This is a genomic window from Bacillus sp. 17RED48 (assembly GCF_019837545.1).
Lineage (GTDB): Bacteria > Bacillota > Bacilli > Bacillales > Bacillaceae_G > Bacillus_A > Bacillus_A wiedmannii.
The window spans coordinates 75,677-99,001 of sequence record NZ_JADAXG010000007.1 but is presented as its reverse complement, the minus strand read 5'-3'; the positions used below and the strand labels follow the sequence as shown (position 1 = coordinate 99,001).

21 protein-coding genes, 1 riboswitch and 1 other annotated feature are annotated in these 23,325 nt (G+C 33.1%); of the genes, 5 read left to right on the top strand and 16 right to left on the bottom strand.

Going from position 1 to position 23,325, the window contains the following annotated elements:
• Positions 1-367 precede the first annotated feature (367 nt).
• The 5 genes from tenA to ILT06_RS23560 all read right to left on the bottom strand — a co-directional run bounded on the left by tenA (position 368) and on the right by ILT06_RS23560 (position 6,261).
• A complete protein-coding gene (gene tenA / locus ILT06_RS23580; protein ID WP_098112046.1) occupies positions 368-1,057 on the bottom strand; it encodes a thiaminase II in 690 nt (229 codons plus the stop codon).
• A 124-nt stretch (positions 1,058-1,181) separates the two neighbouring features.
• A riboswitch (TPP riboswitch) is annotated at positions 1,182-1,287 on the bottom strand.
• Positions 1,288-1,359: 72 nt separating this feature from the next.
• Positions 1,360-2,274 (bottom strand): D-alanine--D-alanine ligase, encoded by a 915-nt coding sequence (gene ddlB, locus ILT06_RS23575; protein WP_222655591.1) that lies wholly within the window; start codon positions 2,272-2,274, stop codon positions 1,360-1,362.
• A gap of 4 nt (positions 2,275-2,278) precedes the next feature.
• On the bottom strand, positions 2,279-3,727 hold the full coding sequence (gene pdxR, locus ILT06_RS23570; protein ID WP_000471626.1) for a MocR-like pyridoxine biosynthesis transcription factor PdxR: 1,449 nt from the start codon (positions 3,725-3,727) through the stop codon (positions 2,279-2,281).
• Between the two features lie 160 nt (positions 3,728-3,887).
• The gene (locus ILT06_RS23565) at positions 3,888-4,931 is read right to left on the bottom strand and encodes a homoserine dehydrogenase (protein WP_064475345.1); all 1,044 of its coding nucleotides are present in this window, start codon (positions 4,929-4,931) and stop codon (positions 3,888-3,890) included.
• Between the two features lie 88 nt (positions 4,932-5,019).
• Positions 5,020-6,261, bottom strand: coding sequence for an esterase/lipase family protein (locus ILT06_RS23560; protein WP_222655590.1), 1,242 nt, complete (start codon positions 6,259-6,261; stop codon positions 5,020-5,022).
• A 268-nt stretch (positions 6,262-6,529) separates the two neighbouring features.
• Between ILT06_RS23560 and ILT06_RS23555 the strand changes: the two genes are divergently transcribed.
• Positions 6,530-6,871, top strand: a complete 342-nt coding sequence (locus tag ILT06_RS23555; protein WP_098102331.1) for a DUF3914 domain-containing protein — start codon at positions 6,530-6,532, stop codon at positions 6,869-6,871.
• 75 nt (positions 6,872-6,946) lie between these two features.
• Here ILT06_RS23555 and ILT06_RS23550 read toward each other — a convergent pair whose 3' ends face one another.
• The 5 genes from ILT06_RS23550 to abc-f form a co-directional block, all read right to left on the bottom strand.
• On the bottom strand, positions 6,947-7,618 hold the full coding sequence (locus tag ILT06_RS23550) for a lipoprotein BA_5634 family protein (RefSeq protein ID WP_142328896.1): 672 nt from the start codon (positions 7,616-7,618) through the stop codon (positions 6,947-6,949).
• 68 nt (positions 7,619-7,686) lie between these two features.
• The gene (locus ILT06_RS23545; protein ID WP_064475341.1) at positions 7,687-9,621 is read right to left on the bottom strand and encodes an ABC transporter permease; all 1,935 of its coding nucleotides are present in this window, start codon (positions 9,619-9,621) and stop codon (positions 7,687-7,689) included.
• Positions 9,596-10,366, bottom strand: coding sequence for an ABC transporter ATP-binding protein (locus ILT06_RS23540; protein WP_222655589.1), 771 nt, complete (start codon positions 10,364-10,366; stop codon positions 9,596-9,598). The genes ILT06_RS23545 and ILT06_RS23540 overlap by 26 nt, the downstream gene beginning before the upstream one ends.
• A 274-nt stretch (positions 10,367-10,640) precedes the next feature.
• A complete protein-coding gene (locus ILT06_RS23535) occupies positions 10,641-11,234 on the bottom strand; it encodes a GNAT family N-acetyltransferase (protein WP_098102334.1) in 594 nt (197 codons plus the stop codon).
• 20 nt (positions 11,235-11,254) lie between these two features.
• On the bottom strand, positions 11,255-12,883 hold the full coding sequence (abc-f, locus tag ILT06_RS23530; protein WP_222655588.1) for a ribosomal protection-like ABC-F family protein: 1,629 nt from the start codon (positions 12,881-12,883) through the stop codon (positions 11,255-11,257).
• A gap of 516 nt (positions 12,884-13,399) precedes the next feature.
• Here abc-f and ILT06_RS23525 point away from each other — a divergent pair.
• Positions 13,400-14,389, top strand: coding sequence for an aldo/keto reductase family protein (locus tag ILT06_RS23525; RefSeq protein ID WP_222655587.1), 990 nt, complete (start codon positions 13,400-13,402; stop codon positions 14,387-14,389).
• A gap of 72 nt (positions 14,390-14,461) precedes the next feature.
• Here ILT06_RS23525 and ILT06_RS23520 read toward each other — a convergent pair whose 3' ends face one another.
• A complete protein-coding gene (locus tag ILT06_RS23520) occupies positions 14,462-15,361 on the bottom strand; it encodes a LysR family transcriptional regulator (protein ID WP_222655586.1) in 900 nt (299 codons plus the stop codon).
• A 367-nt stretch (positions 15,362-15,728) separates the two neighbouring features.
• Here ILT06_RS23520 and ILT06_RS23515 point away from each other — a divergent pair, with 367 nt between their 5' ends.
• On the top strand, positions 15,729-16,355 hold the full coding sequence (locus tag ILT06_RS23515; RefSeq protein WP_098111716.1) for a DUF6518 family protein: 627 nt from the start codon (positions 15,729-15,731) through the stop codon (positions 16,353-16,355).
• 465 nt (positions 16,356-16,820) lie between these two features.
• Here ILT06_RS23515 and ILT06_RS23510 read toward each other — a convergent pair whose 3' ends face one another.
• From ILT06_RS23510 to ILT06_RS23500, 3 genes are all read right to left on the bottom strand, one after another.
• Positions 16,821-17,804 carry a sensor histidine kinase gene (locus ILT06_RS23510; RefSeq protein ID WP_064475336.1) on the bottom strand — a complete coding sequence of 328 codons (984 nt, stop codon included), beginning with the start codon at positions 17,802-17,804 and terminating at the stop codon, positions 16,821-16,823.
• Positions 17,801-18,508, bottom strand: coding sequence for a response regulator transcription factor (locus ILT06_RS23505; RefSeq protein WP_088046637.1), 708 nt, complete (start codon positions 18,506-18,508; stop codon positions 17,801-17,803). The genes ILT06_RS23510 and ILT06_RS23505 overlap by 4 nt, the downstream gene beginning before the upstream one ends.
• Before the next feature lie 126 nt (positions 18,509-18,634).
• On the bottom strand, positions 18,635-19,549 hold the full coding sequence (locus tag ILT06_RS23500) for an acetamidase/formamidase family protein (protein ID WP_098111717.1): 915 nt from the start codon (positions 19,547-19,549) through the stop codon (positions 18,635-18,637).
• Between the two features lie 156 nt (positions 19,550-19,705).
• Between ILT06_RS23500 and ILT06_RS23495 the strand changes: the two genes are divergently transcribed.
• Positions 19,706-20,134 carry a cell wall hydrolase gene (locus ILT06_RS23495; protein WP_064475333.1) on the top strand — a complete coding sequence of 143 codons (429 nt, stop codon included), beginning with the start codon at positions 19,706-19,708 and terminating at the stop codon, positions 20,132-20,134.
• A 57-nt stretch (positions 20,135-20,191) separates the two neighbouring features.
• Here ILT06_RS23495 and lysS read toward each other — a convergent pair whose 3' ends face one another.
• Both lysS and ILT06_RS23485 read right to left on the bottom strand, forming a co-directional pair.
• A complete protein-coding gene (gene lysS, locus ILT06_RS23490; RefSeq protein WP_064475332.1) occupies positions 20,192-21,745 on the bottom strand; it encodes a lysine--tRNA ligase in 1,554 nt (517 codons plus the stop codon).
• Between the two features lie 83 nt (positions 21,746-21,828).
• Positions 21,829-22,085: a binding site (T-box leader), on the bottom strand.
• 66 nt (positions 22,086-22,151) lie between these two features.
• Positions 22,152-22,316 carry a DUF2197 domain-containing protein gene (locus tag ILT06_RS23485; RefSeq protein ID WP_064505453.1) on the bottom strand — a complete coding sequence of 55 codons (165 nt, stop codon included), beginning with the start codon at positions 22,314-22,316 and terminating at the stop codon, positions 22,152-22,154.
• A 236-nt stretch (positions 22,317-22,552) separates the two neighbouring features.
• Here ILT06_RS23485 and ILT06_RS23480 point away from each other — a divergent pair, with 236 nt between their 5' ends.
• Positions 22,553-23,254 (top strand): class I SAM-dependent methyltransferase, encoded by a 702-nt coding sequence (locus ILT06_RS23480; protein ID WP_064475331.1) that lies wholly within the window; start codon positions 22,553-22,555, stop codon positions 23,252-23,254.
• Positions 23,255-23,325: the final 71 nt, after the last annotated feature.

Genomic DNA, 23,325 nt, shown 5'->3' with positions numbered 1-23,325 from the left:
TAAAGTGAAACTTTAATCAGTGGGGGTTTTGTTCATCCCCCACTGATTATTAGTTGAACCAATCGGACGTTTACGGACAGTTGATCTCCCACTTAACTTCTTTGCTCCAACTGAATTTTGAGGTGGGAGTTTTACTGTCCGTTAACGTGGGATAAATTAAGTTCAATACGTACACCTACAAAATATGACCTATCACTAGATAATGCACCTTGTTCATATACCTATTTTTAGGTTATTTTTCCATAGGCTCATTTTTATAAATTGAAAAAAGACGCACTTAGATTGATGCGTCTTTTTGCGATACTTCTTTTATGAAATCATATACATAGGTATTATCCATACCTATGTATAGCAATACCCCTACTCATTATCCAATGACATCTTCTACTTCTGTATTCACTGGCCACTTTTCTAAAGTATAAGCCATTTCCCAAAATGAATATTCATATTGACTGCTAATAATGAAATGCTGTTTCATTCGCTTACGGTCAGACTCTGTTACGTTTTCAGCGATAGTATCTAATCTTGTAATTTGCTCTTCAACTAGCGTACGGAACCAATCAGATCCATAAGCAGAAATCCATTCGTTATAAATTGGCTCTTCTGGCTGACACTCTTTTAAACGCTCACCAATTTCATAATATAACCAATAGCAAGGTAAAATTGCTGCAATGATATCACCTAAATGTCCTTCATACGCAGCACGATACATATGTGACGTGTACGCATATGCAGTTGGAGCAGGGATAAAATTATCTTTTTCTTCTTGTGTAATCCCTAGTTTCTTCGCAAAATTCTCATGTAAAGATAATTCTGCTTCATATGTATTTTGAGCATGGTGTGCCATACGAGCTGTCGTTTCTAATTCTAGAGCCTTTGCAGCTCCTAAAGTTTGTACTCTAGCGAAATGACTCAAATAATATGAATCTTGAAGCACGTAATAGCGAAAACTAGCTAAATCTAACGTTCCCTCGCCAAGTTTTTTTACAAAAGGATGATGAAAACTAGCTTCCCAAATTGAATCTACTTCTTTACGTAATGATTGTGAAAAAGTCATTTAAATCCCTCCAAGTAATTTATTTATTATACGTATTTATCCACAGTTATTAACGCTTTAAAATAAAAAAACTTTCTTTACAGACGTAAAGAAAGTGAAATTGACAGTATTTATTCATAAAATAGTAATGTCTTTCCCACTTCCCTACGCTGGCATTAACCAGATCAGGTACTAAGAGTCTCAAATTCTCATTTGATCTCAGCCTATATTAGGCCCCCCTAGTGGATAAATATTAAGTTTTCATATTGTATTCATCATAACATACTTCATGTTACTGTCAAAAGTATTCATGATACCGCTACTTAAAATCCTTCTTCTTTTCTTACTCTCAATGAAGTTTCAATAATCATATCTAATAGTTTACTATAATGAATACCAGCTGCATCTGCACTTTTCGGTAGTAAACTTGCTTGTGTCATCCCTGGTAATGTGTTAATCTCCATTACATATGGAGTACCATCCTTCACCATCATATCCACTCTTGCATAAACGCTGCATTTTAATGCTTTATAGCAAGCCAGTGACGCTTCGTTTACACGTTCCTTCAATTCTCTTGGAAGTTCGATAACTTCTTCAATTGTACTAACATCATCATATTTTGCATTGTAATCAAAGAACTCAGCTGCATGTCGGATTGAAATAATAGGTAACTGTTTTCCATCAAAAATGGAACATGTAATCTCATCACCTTTTATATACTTCTCTATTACTACTTCAGAATCCCATTCAAACACAGTTTCCAGCATTGAAATTAATTCATCTTTATCATATACAATCTTTACCCCAACACTTGATCCGCCAGAGTTGGGCTTTACCACTAACGGAAATCCTAACTTATCTAATTCATCAAGATTTAGATCCGCCATTTTTGTAAGTTCAATCCAATCGGGTGTTTCTATACCTTCATAGCGTAAAATCTTTTTCGAAATATTTTTGTCCATACATATACCGCTAGATAACATATTGCTCCCGCTATAAGGAATCCCTAAACTTTCAAGCGTGCCTTGAACCGTCCCATCTTCCCCGTATTTTCCGTGTAATGCGAGGAGCGCAAAATCAATGTCTTTCGCTTTTTCGATTAAATCCATTTTTTCATTTAATGTAATTGGTACGATTTCATATTTATTTTTATCTAAATTTGCAATCATTTCATTTCCAGTCATAATTGATACTTGTTTTTCAGAGGATACTCCACCCATAATAACGCCAATTCTCATTTCCTCAACTCCAAATTTCATTTTTTATTGTATCACCGATTATTTTTATTCCACGAACTATTTCTTCTTCTTTCAGACGTGAAAACCCTAATCGAAAAGTAGTCGCTCCTCCTCCATCAGAATAAAAAACATCTCCAGGAGAAAATGTAACCCCTTGCTCATAACACTTTTGTAAAAGTGTGCGGGCATGAATTTTTTCTTCTAACTCTATAAATAAATGAAGTCCACCATCACCGGTCATTCTTTGAAACGGAATGTACTCGTTACACGCCCCAACAGCTAACTCATATTTTTTCTTATAAACTGATCTTGCCTTTTTTAAATATTTTTCAAAATATCCTTCATGTAAATATTGAAATAGAACAGCTTGATCTAACGTAGATGTGTGAATCGTTCTTGCTCTTTTTACACTTTCTAAATGATGAATCAGTTCTTTATCTGCGATAATCCAGCCTACACGTAAACCAGGGAAAAGTACCTTTGAAAAGCTACTAATATAAATTACATTATTACCAGCTCCAGCAAAAGTTAATAATGGTGCTAAATGCGAACCTGAATAACGTAGCTCCTCATTAAATCCATCTTCTATAATAGGAACCTTATATTTTGAGAATAATCTCATCAGTTCCGTTCTTTTCTCCGAACTCGTAACAATACCGGTTGGATTATGATAGGAAGGAATTAAATACGCGAAATCAAACTCTTTTTCACGCAAACTTTTTTCTACTTCGTTTGTATCGATGCCATCTTCATTCATATTAATTCCGTGAACTTCAAGTCCATGTAAACGGAAAAGCTTCAATGCCGCATGGTGAGTTGGATTCTCACAAATAACCCGCCCTGATTTCTTCGATAACGAGGATAGTACGATGTCTAATCCTTCTGTAAATCCATTTGTAATTAAAATATCTTTGTTCGAAATATCTACACCTTTCATTTCCATATAATGAAGTAGATAATTCATTAAAGGTCTATAACCTTTTGCGTATCCGTAGTTTAATACGACATCCCCTTCAATGGACATACGAGTAAGAAAAGCTCTTTTGAAATTTTCCACATCAAATAGCTTTTCGTCCGGAGCAATGCTATTAAAAACAATCATTCCTTTTTCCCAGCGAACACCATGTTTCATTAAATCTAATTCATCCGCTAATAAGGTAACTGTATTAAGTTTATTTTTCCAATCTATTTCAACAGACGAAGTGTTCGATATATCAACCTTCGCTACAAAATTCCCTTTACCTTTAACTGCATAAATGAGTCCTTCTTGCTCTAAATCTGCATAAGCAGCGAGCACAGTATTTCTGCTCACACTTAGTAATTCACTTAGTTCCCTAGTTGAAGGGATTTTTTGATCCCCGAGCAAATGACCTTTCATAATCATCTTTTTCAAATAATCTTTCAATTGAATATAAACAGGACGATCTTTCACAACTTTAAAATCTTTAAACAATTCCTTACCCCCTGCAATCATTTTTGCATATTTATTTCTTTCTCAAAAGGTCCACTACATATGTATTTTTTATAAAGGGCGGTACGGTCTTATAAAGTGGAACTTTAATCAATGGGCTGTTTATCGCCCACTGATTATTATCCCTCACGAACCAGGTGTTTTACTGCCTGTTACTAAGTGATAAATCTTTACGGTATAAGTTAATTATATCTTTTAAAGCTGCTGCTGCGGCTCCGCGTGGATTTGATGCACCACCAATTGTAGTAACTTGCCCCATCGTATCAGTAAAGAAGGTAATTCCTTTTTCTGTCCCATTTACATTTGCTAGCGGATGATCTTTATCTATTTCGTGTGGTTCCACATGAAGAGCCACTTTACCATCCTTATCCGTATATGCTGAAGCTATTAATTTAATATATTTATTATGGTCTTTAGCATTTCGAATTAGTTGTTGTGTAACATGTTCGATTCCTTTTATATGTATATCGGTAAGCGTATTTTCTGTTCCCATTAAACTGTTTGTCAAAAGTAACAATTTACACGCACTATCAGAACCACTTACATCTAATATTGGGTTCGTTTCAGCAATTCCTTTACTTTGCGCTTCTTTCAGTGCTTCTTCAAACGTAATATCTTCCTCATTCATTTTTGAAAGAATATAATTTGTAGTCCCGTTTAATATTCCTTCTATTTTTTCAATATGGCATCCAGCTAAACTAAATTGCCCAATATCTAGTGTCGGTAATGCCGCAGCAGTTGCACCACTATATCGAATTCGTACATTTGCGATTTTTGCTGCTTCATTTATTTCTCTCCAGTTTGTAACGAGTGCGCCTTTTGAAATTGCGACAATATCCATATGTTTCTCAATCGCTTGTTTTATATATTGTTTTCCTGGATTTCCATCTTTAAGGTTTGTAACTGTTGATTCTACTAATACAGTTCCACTTATGCTAGTTGTTGCTCGTTCCTTCGGATGATGTTCAATATATTCTTCAATTGCAGCGCTACCGCCACCATACATTAATAAGTGATGAATAGATAATCCGTCCTCATTATGTATTGCAACATTTCTACCTAATACACCACTTACCACTAAATCTATTCCATATATTTCATTTATATATAAATTTTTTTCATTTAATAATTTTATAAACTCTCTTCCTACTGTTCCATATCCTGATAATACAACTTTTATTTTCATAATATACCCCCCATATTTTTCTACCATATCCCTCTTTCAATATAATATAAAGCGCTCTCGAATTCCATCGAGAGCGCTTTATTATTACCTATTTTGGTAATCTTGATAACTTTTCTGCAATTGTTCTATAAAACTCTTGAATGCTAGAAAAACCTAACGTGTCTGAAACACTAAGTCCTACCATATCGAGATGGTCCCAATTTGCTTTCGTTTCAATATGATTCCATTTTCCAATCTGTAAAGTCTCATTATTATTTACCGAAGTGTTAGAAGAAGGCGCGATCATAGAATTTGTATTTACTACACCATCATTTTGCCACCAAGAAGTATCAATGAATGGACGGTTTTCTTCATATCTTGCATAGGAACCTAAGAAAAATGCATTACCCATTAACACTTTATTCATCGTTATATGAGGTAGATGTAAACCTGTAATAGGTGCTGCTTGTGATGCATGTCCACTATAGGATAAGTAATACACATCTGATTGCGTCTTTACCCAATTATTAAGCTCCTTTGCACCATCTGTACTTAAATCCCATTGACTTATATCTTTTGTATCTTTCCAAAGTGAACTATTTACAATACGATCAGTGTATTGGAAAAAAGACTCTCCAGTATTCTTTTTTATACCCCATTGATCCAATTTAAAATCATATAACGATAAATTATTATTCCCTCCAAAACTTGCAGCTGTAATAAGCAAATCTTTAACGAACGGTACTAGAAGACTACCATCCGCAAGTGTCGTGCCATTGTGAGGAGTTGCTAATGTTGTCACACTATGAACAAATGATTTCTTGCCCTCAAATAGTGGTGAAATATTCGTGTTCGGATGATTTTTCACATAATTTTTTTCTTCAAAACTACCTTCTTTTAATAGCTGTACTAATGTTCTAATCGTTTGTCCACCCATGCTATGCCCAACTAAATGAACTTTATTTGTTTCACTCCAATTCGATGCAAAACCACTATAAGTTCTGCCAAAACGATTATGTCCATGTTTCTCAGCATGTGCGGCACCGTAGTCTACTGTACCACCGTTAATTTGCGCATATAATTCACATGCGCGATCCCAGTTACTAGAAACAGGTCCAACAGCAGCAGTATGTACTGTATAGCCACTTCTTTTTAAATCTTCTTGTATATCATGAACACCACCCCAATATTTAACCCCTAACATTTCCTCTCTACCCCACCCTGCAAATCCATTCACTAGTATGATAGGGTAATTATTTTGTTGCTTCTCTTCAGCGTATGTTGTTTTTACTGTGAACGAAAAAACAGTCACTAATGCGAAAAAACATATTTTTAAAATTAACTTCCCCATTCTTTCTCCCCCTTAATAAAACGTTTACATATTTCTATTAAAAATAAGTTTTTAACTTAAACATAATGTAAAGTATTTTATATACATTGTATATACAGAAAACATACACAAATGTTGATAAATATTAATCCAAGTAAGCATTTACCTTTTACAATACAACTTGTAAATCTTATTATTTGAATTTATAATTAGGTTTAGTTTCCTCAAGTTAAATAGCTTTAAAAATTATAAGAAAGCTAATTTCATTACTTAAGGAGGAGGAAAAAGCATGCAAATCGGAATAAATACTCATACACTACCTCAACCTACTAAATTAACCCCTACTTCTCTTGAGCGTAATATTATCTCTTCTAGTAAACTTGAAGATAAAAAATCAAATGATCCAATCAAGTTTGATATTCGTTCATCTGAAAAAGAAATGAAACAACCTGAGCATAAATTTAACGAATTAGATTTATGGAAGATGTTAAAAGATAAAGGTGTTCCTTTATGGATCATACTTGAAATGCTACAAAGGTCTCGTAAGGAAAAAGAATCTCAAAATAATTCAGTTCAAAATTCAAATGCGATTGAAGAACCGAGCGAGACGCGATTAAATGAAGTAATGTAAATTATGTTATCTAAATGGTCTAAAATAAAAAAGGGTTCAAGACTGATAAAATCGCTATCAACCTTGAACCCTTTTTTATGATTTTTCTCCAATCGTGACAAATTGAACTGATACTTCTTCCTCAAAATCTTTAATTAACTTTCTTACTTTTACATATTCATTAGTCAATATATTATCTGTCGACATTTTAGGTTTTTCGTCACCTAAAGATTTTTTCAGATGAAGAAGTTGCATTTTTGTTTCATTTGCCTGTATTTCTTTATATACACTATTGCTCGCCACAATTACATACCATAGTGTTCCATAATTTCGATTATTACCAAGCCAAGCATCACTATCATATGTAACTGGTATCACTTTTCCTTCTATTTCAATACTTTTTATATTCTTTTCTTCTTCATTTATAAATAATAGTGAACTTTCTTTTGGAAAATTCGGTAACGTATCTAAAGGTTTAGAATGAGATGAATGATCTCTTTTACGAAAAATTTTTGCTTTAATCATCGCTTTTGCAGTAGATTCATTTAACATTAAAACCCTTTTTTGGTCAAATTTACCTGTTTTCACCGAAAAAACTTCAAGTTCTTTCGTATTTTCCTTATAACGATTCATAATTGTTGAAGTATGATTCTCATCTCCAATGATTAATACGCCGTTAGTTGGAAATCTGTTTTCATTTTTAGAGCATGCACTTAAACTTATTAAAATTAATATACTTAATATGAAAATAGAGAGTGTTTTTTTCATCACAGTTCCTTTCATAACTCAAAATGTTTTTTTACATGCTTTTCTGCAATCTTACTTGCTGATATTCTCTACTGTTCCATAGTTTTATAAAGCTTTTGTAAGTAACGCCAACGAGTTATAAAGAAATATAAAACTTGTATACATATAAATGAAATTAAAATTATGATAGAGCTATTCATAATAGAAAAATCGACTAATTGTTGTAATGCCAAATAAGCGACCACAGTATGAATCACTGCAATAACAATCGGTAAGAAGAACATTAATACTAATTGTCTTGTTACAACTTTTTTCAACTCTCGTTTACTTAATCCCATTTTCGAAATCATCTTATATTGCTGCTGATCGCGGTCCAAATCAGTATATAACCGGAAATAAATAAAACTAGCAGCGAAAGTAAAGAAGACGATTCCAACTAAAACACTTGCCATAAGTAATAACCCATTCGTTTGTTTTGCACTTAACAACTCTATAGTTAGTGCTCTAAATTCAAAATGTATGTCTCTAGGATCTTGATCGAATATGTCACTTAATTGGTTTGAAATCTCTTTTGTTTTTATCCAATCATCTACAACAAATCCATAAGTTCGATATTGAATAATATTTTCAAAATCTAGATTACTATTAAGCGGAATTTCATCATACACATGATCTTGAATCGCAATATTAATCCCTTCCGTATCGTGTGGCAAAACTAAATTATCTACAGTTTTTTTCACATGAAATGTCTTTGTCCAATCGCCTTGAATGACTTCAATATTCTTTTTATAATCACCATTTTTAAACTCTTGTTTTTGTGATACAACTCCAGGGATTAATAACATTTCATCTTCTTTTTCAATCGTTTCTTGTTGGTACCCGAGTGCTCTCGCAAGTTCGTTATATTCACTTAACTTCATTACATTTACATTACTTTCTGTATAAATATCTGAAGTGGAAGCCATTCGATATGGAATATTAGAATCAGCAAGATGTTTTTTTATAATCGAGAGATGTTTATCCGTTATTTTATTTTTATCAGGAGCTGTATACAGAAATGTATACGGGTTTGTCATCCTTACCAAATCTTTGTTTCCAAGAGCTGCTGTCGTGCCAATTGCTGTAAAAGCAACTGCTGAAATAATAGATACTATAAAAAACATTGTTGCATTATCTTTCATACGGTATATTAATTCTGAAAATGTTAATATATTGGTTCTCTTTAAAAAGAAAGATTCACTCCTTTTCACAAGATGCAATATATAAACGCTACACTGTGTATATAAAAAGTACGTTCCTATAATTACTAGGAGCACACCCATTCCGAGCGTAATAAAACTATAACTTGGGATAAAGCGAAATACTAAAATATAGCCATATCCTATACTAAATAAAGAAAAAATTGATAATAAAATTGACGATTTCGGTTCAGGCTTTGGCTTTTCCCCTGCTTGAATAAGTTCCACAAGTTCTGTTACTTTTATCATTTTAAAAGTAACTAGCGAAACAATTAAAAATAAGAATAGAAACGTGATGCCAGTTAATAATACCGCCTTCACTGGCATATAAAAAGGTAAGCCGTTACTAATCATTAATACACTGGCACTTATTAATAAAACTAGTTTAGAAAATACGAGGCCGATAAGAATCCCAATACAAATCGAACCAAGTCCAATTAACATATTTTCAATTAACAATAACTTCTTAAGCTGTCTCATTGACATACCTTGCATCATTAAAATGCCAAATTCTTTCTTACGCGTTTTTAAAAACGAACTCACTGAATATAGAATAAAGAAGAATGAAAAGACAAAAATCAAACCTTGAGAAACTTCAAATCCTAATGTACCAAATGTACTTATTGTTTTACTTGTCGATTTCAACTCCCCCTGTAAATCAGGATGGAATAATAAAAGAGCATACGTAAAGAAAATCATAATAGAAAATGCACTACTTAAAAAATGGGCAGCATATGTACGCTTATTGCGAAAAATATTGTTAAATGCGAACTGACGAAAAGTCATGCCTTTTCCCTCCTAACAAAGAAAGGACATCCATAATCTTTTGATAAAATGTTTGCCTGCTTTCGCCACAATAAATTTCGTTATATAGTTGACCATCTTTAATAAAGATTACTCGGCTGCAAAAACTCGCTGCATACGGATCATGAGTCACTAACATCATCGTAGCTTTTTCTTCCTTATTTAGAGTATCTAACATCTCCATTACATCATTTGAAGATTTAGAATCTAAATTCCCTGTTGGTTCATCTGCAAGTAATAATTGCGGCTTATGAACAATTGCACGAGCAATTGCTGTTCTTTGAGCTTGGCCTCCTGATATTTCAAACGTTCTTTTATTCAATATATCTGTAATATTTAATTTCTCTGCGATTTCTTGTACGCGTTTGTTCATTTCTTGCACAGAAACGCCATCTAATGTCATCGACAATACGATATTTTCCTTCACTGTAAGCGTGCTAAGTAAATTAAATGATTGAAAAACAAATCCTAATTGTTTCCTACGGAATAAAGCTAAATCTTCTGATGATAACTGGAAAGGATTTGTACCGTTTATTAATATTTCTCCTGAGGACGGAGAATCGATAGTAGATACCATATTTAATAATGTAGTTTTCCCGCTACCAGATGGCCCCATGATCCCTATAAATTCACCTTCTTGAATTGATAAATCAATATCTACTAATGCTTTAAAAGGTATTTTCCCTTTATATACTTTACTAATATTTTTCGCATGTAAAATTTCCATTTCTATTCTCCCTTCATTTGCACTTCTCACAATAGAGTGTAAATGAATTGTCTTAATGCTCATATTGATTCATCTTTCATTTATCTTACACGCTTGTAAGATTTCTAAAAAAACTGACAATAAAACTGTTTTCAAACTAAAATTAACGCATAACTATCTTATAATAATTGTATAGTGGTAGAAAATACAATTGTATATCAAATCTTTATTATATAAATGCAAAAAAGCTTAGAGTTTTAGTTCTAAGCTTTTTTGCATTGCATAATCGCTCCCTTTAAAGAGCACTATTTTTTATCCATCCGGATTTACTCAATACATAATGATTATAAATTTGATTTTCTATCATCTGTTGACCCAAATAAGTAAACCCGCATTTTTCAATAACTTTATTTGATGGCACATTTTTAATTAAAGCAATTGCGTTAAGGACATCCACATTTGTATTTTCAAACAAATAACCGATCAAGCCTTTTGTCGCTTTCGTTGCATAACCATTATTATGATATTCACTTGAAACAGCATACATAATTTCTCTGTTCGGTGAAGGAAGCTCATCTTTCATACCTGTGCAGCACCATCCAACAAATTCATTTGTGGTTTTCTTAAATATTCCTAGTCTTAATATGTGATCATCTATGTTAGTCCTAGTTCTAACAGCATGAAGAAACGCTTTGTTTTCTGGTATTTCATCATTTGTAACCCAATTAACTCTTTGTTCTATCGTTGATTTCCAGTCTGGTAAAAACTTTTCTATTTCTGGTTCATTTGATATTTTATAAATACTCTCTGCATCTTTGACCGCAAACTCTTGTAGGTATATATCACCACAATCTATTTTAAATAACTTAGTCAAGCTCTCTTCTCCCATTTTAATCCCCCTTCCTTACGTTAAAGCGCCTTAATCTGCTTCGTAAGGTCCATAAACCGTTCATCTAGTTCTTTATATTCTTTGTCTTTAGAAGTTAAAAAGCTTAATTTCCCTAATACTTCTTGTCTTTCTGTTTCTAACGTTAAACGTAACTCTTCAATTTCATCTCTTGTTTTCGTAGGTTCATCGAGCTGCTTTTGTATCGTATTGTTTAAAAACACGAGTTTTGTATTAGTTATTTTCTCCAGAAAATATCGATCGTGAGAAACGATAACAAGTGTTCCGTTATACTCAGCTAATGTATTTTCAAGCTGTTCACGTGAAGGAAGATCAAGGTGATTCGTCGGTTCATCTAAAATAAGTACATCTTTTTCATCTAAAATATAAGCCATTAGCTTACACTTTACTCGTTCACCCATACTCATATGTCGAATCGGCTCTTTCCATTGGGAAGATTCAAATCCTAAACGTTTCATTAAATTTTGGACTTTTCCTCTTTCTTCAAATGTCTCTTTATAAAATAAATCTTCTGGTGTTTTATCAAGTGGTAAATCAAATACTTCTTGTGTTAAATAGCCGATATTTGCTGAAGGTGAAATCCATACTTCTCCTTCAACAGTTTCTGTTCCCATAATCATCTTCAGTAAAGTTGTTTTCCCGCTGCCATTTGGTCCAATAATCGCAACCTTCTCACCGTGCTGAATTGTAAAATTAACGTTTTCAAATAATGTTCGTCTATTAAATTCTTTCCGCAATTGTTTTACTTCTAAGAAACGTTTTCCTACTTTTTTACTCGCTTGAATAGAAAATTCAACTGAATACTCCTCTTTCACACGTTCTATTTTCGTTTTCTCCAACTCTTTTTCAAGACGTTTTCGTTTCGATTTAACTTGCGCGTCCATTCGCTTCGCCTTTACACGATAAAATTCCTTCACTCCTTCTTGTTTTGTAGACTGCGCATGTGCCTTTTGTGACCATGAACTTAATTCTTTTATATGCGTTTCTACTTGTTCTATCTTTTTTTGTTGTTTTTCATATTCACGCTGCTGCGTCATTCTTTTCTGCTCACGTGCTTTCATATAACTCGTATAATTCCCACTATGGTCAATTAATTTCTTATCCTCAATTGACCATATTCTAGTTGCGACAACATCTAAAAAGTATCGGTCATGCGATACGACGATAACTGTACCTTTCATATTTTTTATTTGTTTAATGAGAAATTCCGTACTCATCTCATCTAAATGATTTGTCGGTTCGTCTAATATTAATACATTAGGATTTTCAGCAAATCCTTTTGCTAATCGAACTTTTAGCTTTTCACCACCACTTAAAGTTAGAAAATCGTTCGTTGGCACGCCCCACCTTGCAAGAAGTTCCGCTTCTTTTGCAATCATATCCTTACTAACGAAAAATTCTTTTTCTTGTTCAACATATGCTGTTGTCATATTCATTTGCATCCATTCAACAGTACCTTTTGATGGTTCAATCTTCTCATTTATTAATTGAAGTAACGTTGATTTACCAGCCCCGTTTTTACCAATTAATCCGATAACATCCCCTTGTTTTACTGTCACATTCATTTTCTCTAACAAAATGTTTTCCTTTATTTCAACATAAACATCATTTAATTTTAATAGTTCTTTCATAATACCGATCCCTTTCATTAAGGGAGAATAAAAAAATCCTCCCAAATAAATTTGGCAGGATTAGTCGTTAAAATATTCATACCCAAATAAGCTATTGCACAACATAAATAGCAATACCGTTGTATGGAAATTGGGCAGACTAATCCTATTTTTTAGAAATTGAAATTTATTGAATTTCAACATTTAAAAATAAGATTAGTTAATCATCGTCCACCCATCATTCCTTTCCGTCGTTAGTAACCATATTGTACCATGATAGTACTTTATGAGTAAATGCAATTATATGTGCTATTATAAAATTTACTTTCTTCAAGGGCTATTTATCATTTCTTAACTTCAAATTGAACAAGCACAAATTACATTTGTTGTACTACTTGCTTTAGATTTCCCTAGCAAGAAACTTCTAAGCACCCCCTCTTATATAATTTTTATATAAATTTAAGATTAATTATATATTATACAGACTACATTTCAGTTCTTATAATAAAGTTATCATTTTTAAGGAGGGATTCTACAATGGAATTTAGCAAACTAGGAAACAGTGGATTAACAGTAAGCAAGATTGCATACGGGAACTGGATAAACCATGGCGGAAAAGTAAATGAAGATACTGCAAATGAATGTGTGAAAGCCGCATTAGATGTTGGAATTACAACGTTCGATACTGCAGATGTTTATTCGGACACTATTGCCGAGGAAGTACTTGGTCGCTCTTTGAAAGGAATACGCAGAGAAAGTATAGAACTTTGTACAAAAGTATGCCATCCGACCGGACCTGGAAAAAATGATCGTGGATTATCACGAAAACATATTATAGAAAATTGTAATGCATCGTTACAACGGCTACATACAGACTACATTGATGTCTATTATGCACATCGATTCGATACAACAACTCCTCTGGAAGAAACGATGTTAGCTTTTTCAGATCTTGTAAGACAAGGTAAAGTCCTTTATTTAGGTGTAAGTGAATGGACATCGGAGCAAATCACACGCGGTGCAGCACTTGCCCGAGAATTGAACATTCCTCTTATCGCTAGCCAGCCTCAATATTCGATGTTATGGCGAGTGATCGAAACAGATATAATACCTACATGTCAACGTGAAGGACTTGGTCAAGTTGTTTGGTCTCCCCTCGCACAAGGTATTCTCACTGGAAAATACCAACCAGGTAAACCAATTCCTTCCCAATCACGTGCTAATTCAGATGCGGGAAAACCGTTTTTTAACAAACTCGTACAACGTTGGATGAGTGATAATGTACTTACTACTATACAAAAACTTATTCCTATTGCACAAGAAAATCATCTCACCCTACCTCAACTTGCAGTTGCTTGGGTACTACAAAATCCAGCTGTTTCCTCTGCTATTATTGGCGCTTCCAATCCGGAGCAAATAAGAGAAAATGTAATTGCTTCTAGTATTACATTGTCACCTGAAATTATGGGTCAAATTGATAGTGTGCTACAAGGTTTCATTGAGTATGACCCAAGTAAAACAGGTTAAATCGTCAGTGACTTAACAATAAATATAGTACCTTTCCCAAATCACTACTGCCCATCCAATCAAGATGGGCCTTTACTTTTCAAATTCAAATTGTGAAGTCGTATAAATCTCTCTAACAACTGATAAGAAGTTCTCGAGCACGACAGACTTTTCATCCTGCCTCCATCCAGCGTATAAGTTTATTTCCGGTGTATGTTCCTGAATGTCTTTATATATGACTCCCGATTTTTTATAACTCTCCACCGATGATGGAACGACAGAAATCCCCATTCCTGCTGCAACTAAATTAACAATCGTCTGCATTTGAATTGCTTCTTGAACAATATTTACACTTACTCCATGTTCCCAAAAGTAACTAATAATTAAATCATAAAAGTTAGTACCGAAATGACGAGGAAATAAAACAAATGGTTCATCTACTAGTTCTTTAATAGAAATATTAGGTAACGAAACTAATGCGTGATTTTCATATAAAACCAATTTTAAACGTTCTTTAGAACAAACTTCGGAAGACAATATTTCATTATTCTGCTTAGAACGAATAAATCCAATATGAATTTGTTTTTCATAGAGTGCTTTTATTTGCTGGTCTGTTGTCATCTCGCGTAATATAAGCTGAATTTTTGGAAACCGTTCTCGAAATGTTTTTAATATGTCTATAACAGTTTCTGTAGAATCGACAAAACCGATGATTAAATGTCCTACCTTTCCTTCATCCGCAAGCTGTGTTTCCTTAATAGTTCTATCTACTTGAAGCAGTGTTTGTCGCGCGCCTTCTAAAAATATTTTGCCAGCATCGGTAAGCTCAACTATTCTTTTTGTTCGATGAAAAAGTTGGACCCCTAATTCATCTTCTAATTTACGAATTTCTTGGCTTAAAGGAGGTTGTGCCATCATAAGACGTTCTGCTGCACGACTAAAATTTAATTCTTCTGCCACCGTTATGAAATATTTCATTTTTCGAATATCCATTACAATCCCCCTATCATTCACAACTAGTAAAAAATATCTCCTTCTAATAAATTGTAAATAAAAACAGGAAGAAACTATATCAGTCCCTTTTCGTTTCTTTTTTATCATAAATCATTTCATCAAAATACGAGAGATTTATACTAAGTTGAATTACATGTTTTGGGCAATTTCATTACTTGCATATATTATTTGATTTACCATTTGGTTGAGTAACGAGTTCTTGATATTTTATTCACCTAATTATAAAAACAAAATGTTATTCGTTACCCAACAATCTCTTATTGTTTTTCGATAAATTTTTATTGATTATCCCCCTACAATAAGCTATTATATGTTTACAGAAAATACTAATGTAAGGATTGAATTTATGGACAGGACATTAAAAATCACAAAGTTAACTATGTTTTTAAAGATTTTTCTCATCCCAATTATAGTAGGGATTATTGTTGGTATACTAACTAAATTGGGGCAAAGTATACTTCCAGGACATTGGAATTCATTAGCTAATCTAGGAAGCGTTTGGTTAGTTCCATCCTTTTTTGTGGCTAGCTTTAGTTATTCTAAGCGTACAGCTATACTTTCAGGCACCCTTGCACTACTCGGTATGATATTAGGCTACTATGGTTATGCAATAGCTATTAAAAATGTAGCTCACTCTATTTATTTTATATCTGTATGGATTGTATGTGCATTTATAGGAGGAACTATCTTTGGAATCGCAGGTTTTCTATGGAAAGATACTACAAATCCACTTCATAAATTCGGAAGCGCGCTTATTAGTGGAGTTTTTGTAACGGATGGACTTCACATTCTTTTAAATTTTGAAGACTATAGTCACATGTTACCTGTTGGATATACCGAAGTGATAGTGGGGATTATCTTGATTCTTGTGTTAGAACGCTCTAATGCTAATCGAATTTCTTCTTTCTTAATGATGGTTCCTATCACTATTTTAGGATTAATTGGATATACATTATTAAGTTTGTTTACTTAATTACAATACTGTATCATGAAAAAACAAAAGACTAATTCTATTATAATCCACAAAACATATCACGAATTCGAACATTATACTTATTAAGGTTGATACACTTATTCATAGGATGTATTCATGAAGCTATCTCTTTCAAAGGGGTGGCTTTTTTCTTACAAAAACTATTTATCAGCTTTTTATTAAATACTTCTAATTTAACAATCGTATTTATTAGCGTGTCATTATACATACTAAGATTACCTTTTACCATTTCATATAATCGCTATAAAGTGAAACTTTAATCAATGGGGGTTTTCTCCATCCCCTACTGATTATTAGTTGAACCAATTGGACTTTAATGGGCAGTTGATCCCTAACTTCTTTGCTTTTGCTGAATTTTGAGGTGTGGGTCTTACTGCCCATTAAAGCGGGATAAAATAAGTCTATAAAACTTATCTCCAAAGTTCTTTAGCCTAGATCACTTATTTACACATTAAAAAATATAATTCGTACAACGGTACCTTTACCAACTTCTGAATGGATTTCTACACTATGCCCTAATTGTTTCGTAATTTCATATACAAGATATAGCCCCATTCCAGTTGATTCTTTAAAATCTCTGCCATTTTCCCCTGTAAAGAAAGGTTTAAATACTCTAGGTAAATCTTGCTTCGGTATCCCTACGCCATAATCGATGATTTCAAGTATAACGTTGTTATCTTCCTTACAAGCTTTTACTTTAATCTTCTCTCGACTACCAGATGAATATTTAATCGCGTTCGATAGTATTTGTCCAATTAAAAATTGTAACCATTTCGCATCACTTTCTACACTAATGTCCTTATCAATTTTAAGCTCTGGATATACAAAATTTCGGATAAAGAAGCGTTTATGTTCATGTACAGAATCATTTACTATTTTATGTAGCTGTACTTTTTCCACATAAAAATCTTGTGTAAATGCCTCTAAACGTGCGACATACAGAGCCATCTCTAATCCCTTTTTCAGTCTATCTGATTCCTCATTTATACTTTCAAAACGCTGATCGACTTCATCTTGTGTAATTAATTCTATTACAGATAAAGGTGTTTTCATTTGATGTATCCATTGATTCATAAAAGTTAAATGATCATTATTTTTTCTCTCTTGTATCTGGAGCTGATTTTGATAATGGCGATATTGTACCTCAAGTAGTTCTTGAAGCGCAGTAGATAAAACTGCAAAATCTGATTTTTGAACAGATTCATCCAAAGAGTACAACGGATTTGCTAATCTTTCATAGAACGTACGATGAGTAAAGTAACGAAATACTAAATAGCCTACCATAAAAAAGACACCTAAAAACATTGCATATAATGCCGTTGCAATATGGTTATGCCCATCAAACCAATATACAAGAAATATGGCTAGTAATTGGATTGCTGTAAAACAAATAAGTGGTATATGATCACGAATAAATAATCTTATCATTTCTCCATACCAGTATCCCAAGTAATATGTAATCTATAACCGACACTACGAATTGTTTCAATCGCATCTTCAATCTGTAAAGTTTTTAACTTTTTTCGCACACGTGTTGTATTTACACTTAATGTATTATCATCAACATAGGATTCGCTATCCCACAATTTATTCAACAACACTTCTCTACCCACAACACGCGGATAATTTTTCATTAACATTTCTAATAAAATGGCTTCATTTCTCGTTATATCAATCTCTTGATTACGCAATTTCAATACAAGCCTTTCAGGATATAAACAAAGACCTTGTTGCTCAACCATCCGTTCTTCTATTTTCGGTGCATAATCTCCATAAGCACGTCTTAAATGACTACGAACTTTAGCCATTACCACTTCGTAATGGAAGGGCTTTGAAATAAAATCATCGCCACCGTTTTCAAGCGCCATAACTTGATCCATCGTGCCTTCACGAGCCGAAATAAATAATATCGGACATGTAGAAACTCCGCGAATTTGACGACACCAATAGTACCCATCAAAACTTGGTAAATTAATATCTAATAAAACTAACTCTGGTTGTTCTTCTAAAAAAATGTTTAATACATTTTGAAAATCCGATACAATAATTCCTTCATACCCGTATTTCGCGACATGTGTTGATAATAGTTCTGCAATTTTCATATCGTCTTCTACAATCATAATTTTAACCATCATTTTACTCCTTTTTTAATCCACAATCTTATATTCAATGATATAAAATAAATACTACCTGTTTTTATATCATCCGTAAATCAAAAAAGGATACTTTTATACAACAGCATCCTTCTTCTATCATTCTTATTTAAGATGAAATTTACTCAAACTAAAACCTAGCTTCTCCACATAATTCATACTTAGTTCCATTCGTGCTGTTTTCAGTGGATCTACAACTTGGCAAACTCTTAAATCGCCTGCAGCTGATAATAAAAGTGTTGCATCAGCTTTAGACATTTCTAATTCCTTATGTAAAAATGTCACCATATTACGTACAGCGCGATTCGCTGCATCATCTAACAATTTCTCTGAAGCAATCGTCATTATTTTTTCTTTTTGGATCGCCATTGGTAGTGGCCATTTCTTTCCTTTTATAATTTGAACTGTAACAGTTACCTCACCAGCAACCTCTACTCCACTAACACCAATTTCACCATCACCCATCGCCGCGTGTAAATCACCTAATGCTAATAGGGCACCAGGAACATTTACAGGTAATAATAATGTTGTCCCTTCTTTTATTTCTTTACAGTCCATATTCCCGCCGTGATCATGCGGTGTGCCACATGAAATACTCTCTTCTTTCGGCGCAGTACCAATAACACCGATCATTGGATTAATCGGGATTTGTAGTTCATTTGAAAACAAAACATGTTCATTATGTATTGGGACGATTTTCACTGTATTTTCGTTTAGATCTTCACCCATTACGCCAAGATTCGCTCCTGTAGTTAAAACACCTTGCTCTGCAATTTTAATCTTTTCAATCATTACAACTAATATATCACCAGGTTCTGCACCATTAATATATACAGGCCCAGTCGCCGGATTAATTCGGTTCCAATCTAATTCTTGAAACGCAACATCTTCAGATTCAATTTGATTTTCAAAGCAATCATATGTTTCAAATACAAGACGACTCCCAATTTCTACTTCCATACACGGCTTATTTTCTGGTGACATTGCGTAAATAATATGGTCTTTATGAATTCGATACACGTTATCTCTCCCCTTTTACATTAGTCTACAATTACTAATTAGCTTTTTTCATAAAAGCTAATTGTGAAAATTAATGAATTTACATATAGAAAAGCACTTAGCTTATTTTCATACATACACTCTTTACTATAACAGATAAAGAAAGGTGGTAGCACTATGCCCCTTATTCCATATAACGAAAGTGATGTTGATTTACTAGCTCGTTTAATTCGTGCAGAAGCTGAAGGAGAAGGTCGACAAGGTGAACAACTTGTTGGCTGCGTAGTAGTAAATCGTGTATTTTGTGATTGCTTAGATTTTAAACAGCTTCGTTCTGTACGTGACGCAGTATATCAAAGTCCCGGTGGATTTGAAGCAGTGCAATACGGATATTTTTATCAGCGTGCTCGTGATTCTGAAAAAGAAATTGCAAGAAAAGTTTTACAAGGTGAATGGCGCTGGCCAGCACGATGGGCTCTTTGGTATTTCCGTCCAGTTGGATCTTGTCCGCCTGAATGGTATAACCAGCCATTTGCGGGACAATTTAAAAGTCATTGCTTTTATGAACCACGTGGTGATGAATGTCCGAAAATGTATTCACGGTAGCAAAATTTGAAACGCAAGTACTTAGATTTCTGAGTACTTGCGTTTCTTTTAGCATTTTTAGAAATCTAATAATGCGATGAACTTTTCAATGCCTACTACATGTATTAATAACGGTATACGTGGGCCGCTAGACTGATTTATAATGAGCCTATATATAATAAGAAATAATTGTTTTTGATTTTCTTTCATTATTTTTTTATTTTCATGATGACAAATCGAATACAATTGTTCCATTAAGTTAGAGTAATCTTTGTTAGAACGAAGTATGTTGCAAACTTCTACTAGCCATTCTTTCTGTCTTTCATCTAATGTGTTATAAAACTCTGTATTTCTTTCTTGATTTACCGAAATTAGTTTTTCAGATTGAAAGCTTCTTATCCAATACTCTGCACGGTTACATATCGCTATCATATCATCTAATACATAACTCCTATCTGTTTTTTCTAATATACCTTGTAAAATAGATGAATCAAAATTTAATAATGGTAACGTTCCTGCTACTTGATTAAATTTTGGATATTCTTTAAACCTGCCATCAACTTTAGAGAGTTTAATTGCATCAAATAAATCTTCATTTTTGAGCGTTTTATTCTCATAACCATCTTTCAATCGTTCATATTCTGTATAATTGCGAATCACATCTTCATCAAGACCGATATGAAAAGCTGCGTTTGGTCTGTATTTAGCAAACATAAATAGAATCACTTCTGGTAAATACACTTTTAACAACTCGCTAGGTGTAATACTATTCCCTGATGAACTAGACATTTTTTCATGATTCCCTTTAATTCCAATGAAATCATAAGCAACGTAATGAGGAGCTTCACGATTGAATATTTCCCTCACAATTTCCTTTGATACATTATAACTACCCGTTTCTGATGAATGATCTCTTCCGCCCGGTTCAAAAATAACATCCTCTATCATCCACCTCATCGGCCAATCGATTTTCCAATTCAGTTTCATTTTATTTGTATTTAATACTGATAATTCATTTTGATTTCCACATACACATTCATACTGAACTGTTTTTAATACTTCATCAAAATGTGTAATCGTTGTTGCATCTTTCCCACATTTCTCACAATATAATGTAACTGGATAAAAGCTCTCTCGCTCTTCTTCACTACACTCCCCAGTTTTAAATCCCATTAAAATATCATATATTTCTTTTCTTTTATATAAAGCCTCTAATATATTTTTGTTATACCTTCTACTTCTATATTCAGCATGTTGATATATGAATTCCACTTCAACCCCAAATGCTTGAAGAGATTTCTCAAACTCTTTTTCAAAATGCTCTGCATACGAATTATGACAACCATATGGATCTGGAATATCACAGTATGGTATACCAATATATTTTGCAAAAGATGGATCAATATTTTTAGGAACTTTTCTAAATCTGTCATAATCATCCCATGAGAATATAAAACGAGTCTTTTTCCCTAAATCTTGTAGTGCTTTTACCACGAAATATGTCGTTATTATTTCGCGGAAGTTCCCGATATGAACAGAACCAGATGGACTTATTCCAGATGCGCAAACAAACGTTTCTTTGTTTGGATGTTTTCTAATTAATTCATGTGCTACTTCATACGCCCAATGCATATATTACTCACCTCAATTGATTTTTTGTTTTCACATTTTCAGTTTTATGCAATAAAAAAACTCCCACCCCCAAGATTATTCATCTTGAGGACGAGAGTTGTTAGCTTCGCGGTACCACCTCAGTTTGTTAATACGTCGCCATATTAACCTCTTCAGGTACGGCAAAATATGCTTATACCCTATCTCTATAACGGGAGAACCCGTCGCACCATCCCTAAACAAATTAGTTCCTTGCGCAGCTCCAAGTCTTTTTTCATTAAGATGTATACTGCTCTTTCTCAGCTACCAGAGCTCTCTGTACGTATTCTTTCTTAACTACTCTTCTCTTCCATGCCATTTTAAATATTAGTTTTTTCATATGATAATTTATAATACTTTTATTGTCAAACTTTTCCGGACAAAAAAGTTATCTAAATAAATGCTTTATTGCTTCTAATTGAATTTTATGACTACATTCATCACAACAATATGTCCCTTTCGGTTTCTCTTTAAATCGCTTATATTTTTCGCTTCCTTCGTATACACGGAATATATTTTTACAAGAAAAGCAAACAATTTCATAAAACATCATATGCAGTTTCCTCTCCATGTTTATACATTTTTTTAATTGCTTAAGATAGTCAGTTTTCTACAGTAAAACCTTAATATCCTCTTACTAAAAGGTTTACCTTCATTCTTATCGAATTATATAAATATCTTATAAGTTGAGGTGAAAATCTTGATCAGTAATATAGAATTAGTTTTAGATGCTTTAGCAAGTTTTGCTAAAGGGCCTCGTTAGAATGAAAGTATTGGAGTTGAAATACAATGAATCGTATTAATTACATAAGACAAGAAGAAAAGAAATATCATGACCTTCGCTATGAACAATACAAACTATTTGAAACTGGCTCTTGGCTTTACAAACCGGTTAAAACAGTTATGGACTTAATGGAGTACTTTGAAGGACAAAATAACTTACAAGTACTTGATCTAGGCTCTGGCGTTGGAAGAAATAGCATTCCAATTGCACAAAAAATAAAAAATGCTAGTGGTACTGTTACATGTGTGGACTTACTGGATTCTGCGTTAACAAAATTACAAACTTATAGTAAAGAACATGATGTATTTGAAGTTATAAAAACAGAACAAGCGGCAATTGAAAATTACTACATCCAACCTGATACCTATGATTATATCGTTGCAGTATCAAGTTTAGAGCATGTTAAATCAGAAGAAGATTTAACAAACTTGCTCCATTCTATGAAAAAAGGTACAAAAACTGGTGGTATCAATTGTTTAATTATAAACTCGAACATACAAGAAATTGACTTACATACGAAAGAAGAATTAGATGCTTTAATTGAAATTAACCTTCCAACTGAACATATGATATATCTATTAAAAAACATTTATAAGGAATGGAAAGAAATAAAAATTGAAATAAAAGAATTAGCTTATAATATAGTCCGAAATGGCAAACACATTCAATTAAAAACAAATGCCATTACTTTTGTCGTTCAGAAATAATAGTATAATAAAGAAGTGACTCTTTCTCTCAAATTCATTTTTATTGTACAAAATTTGTTACTTTATATATT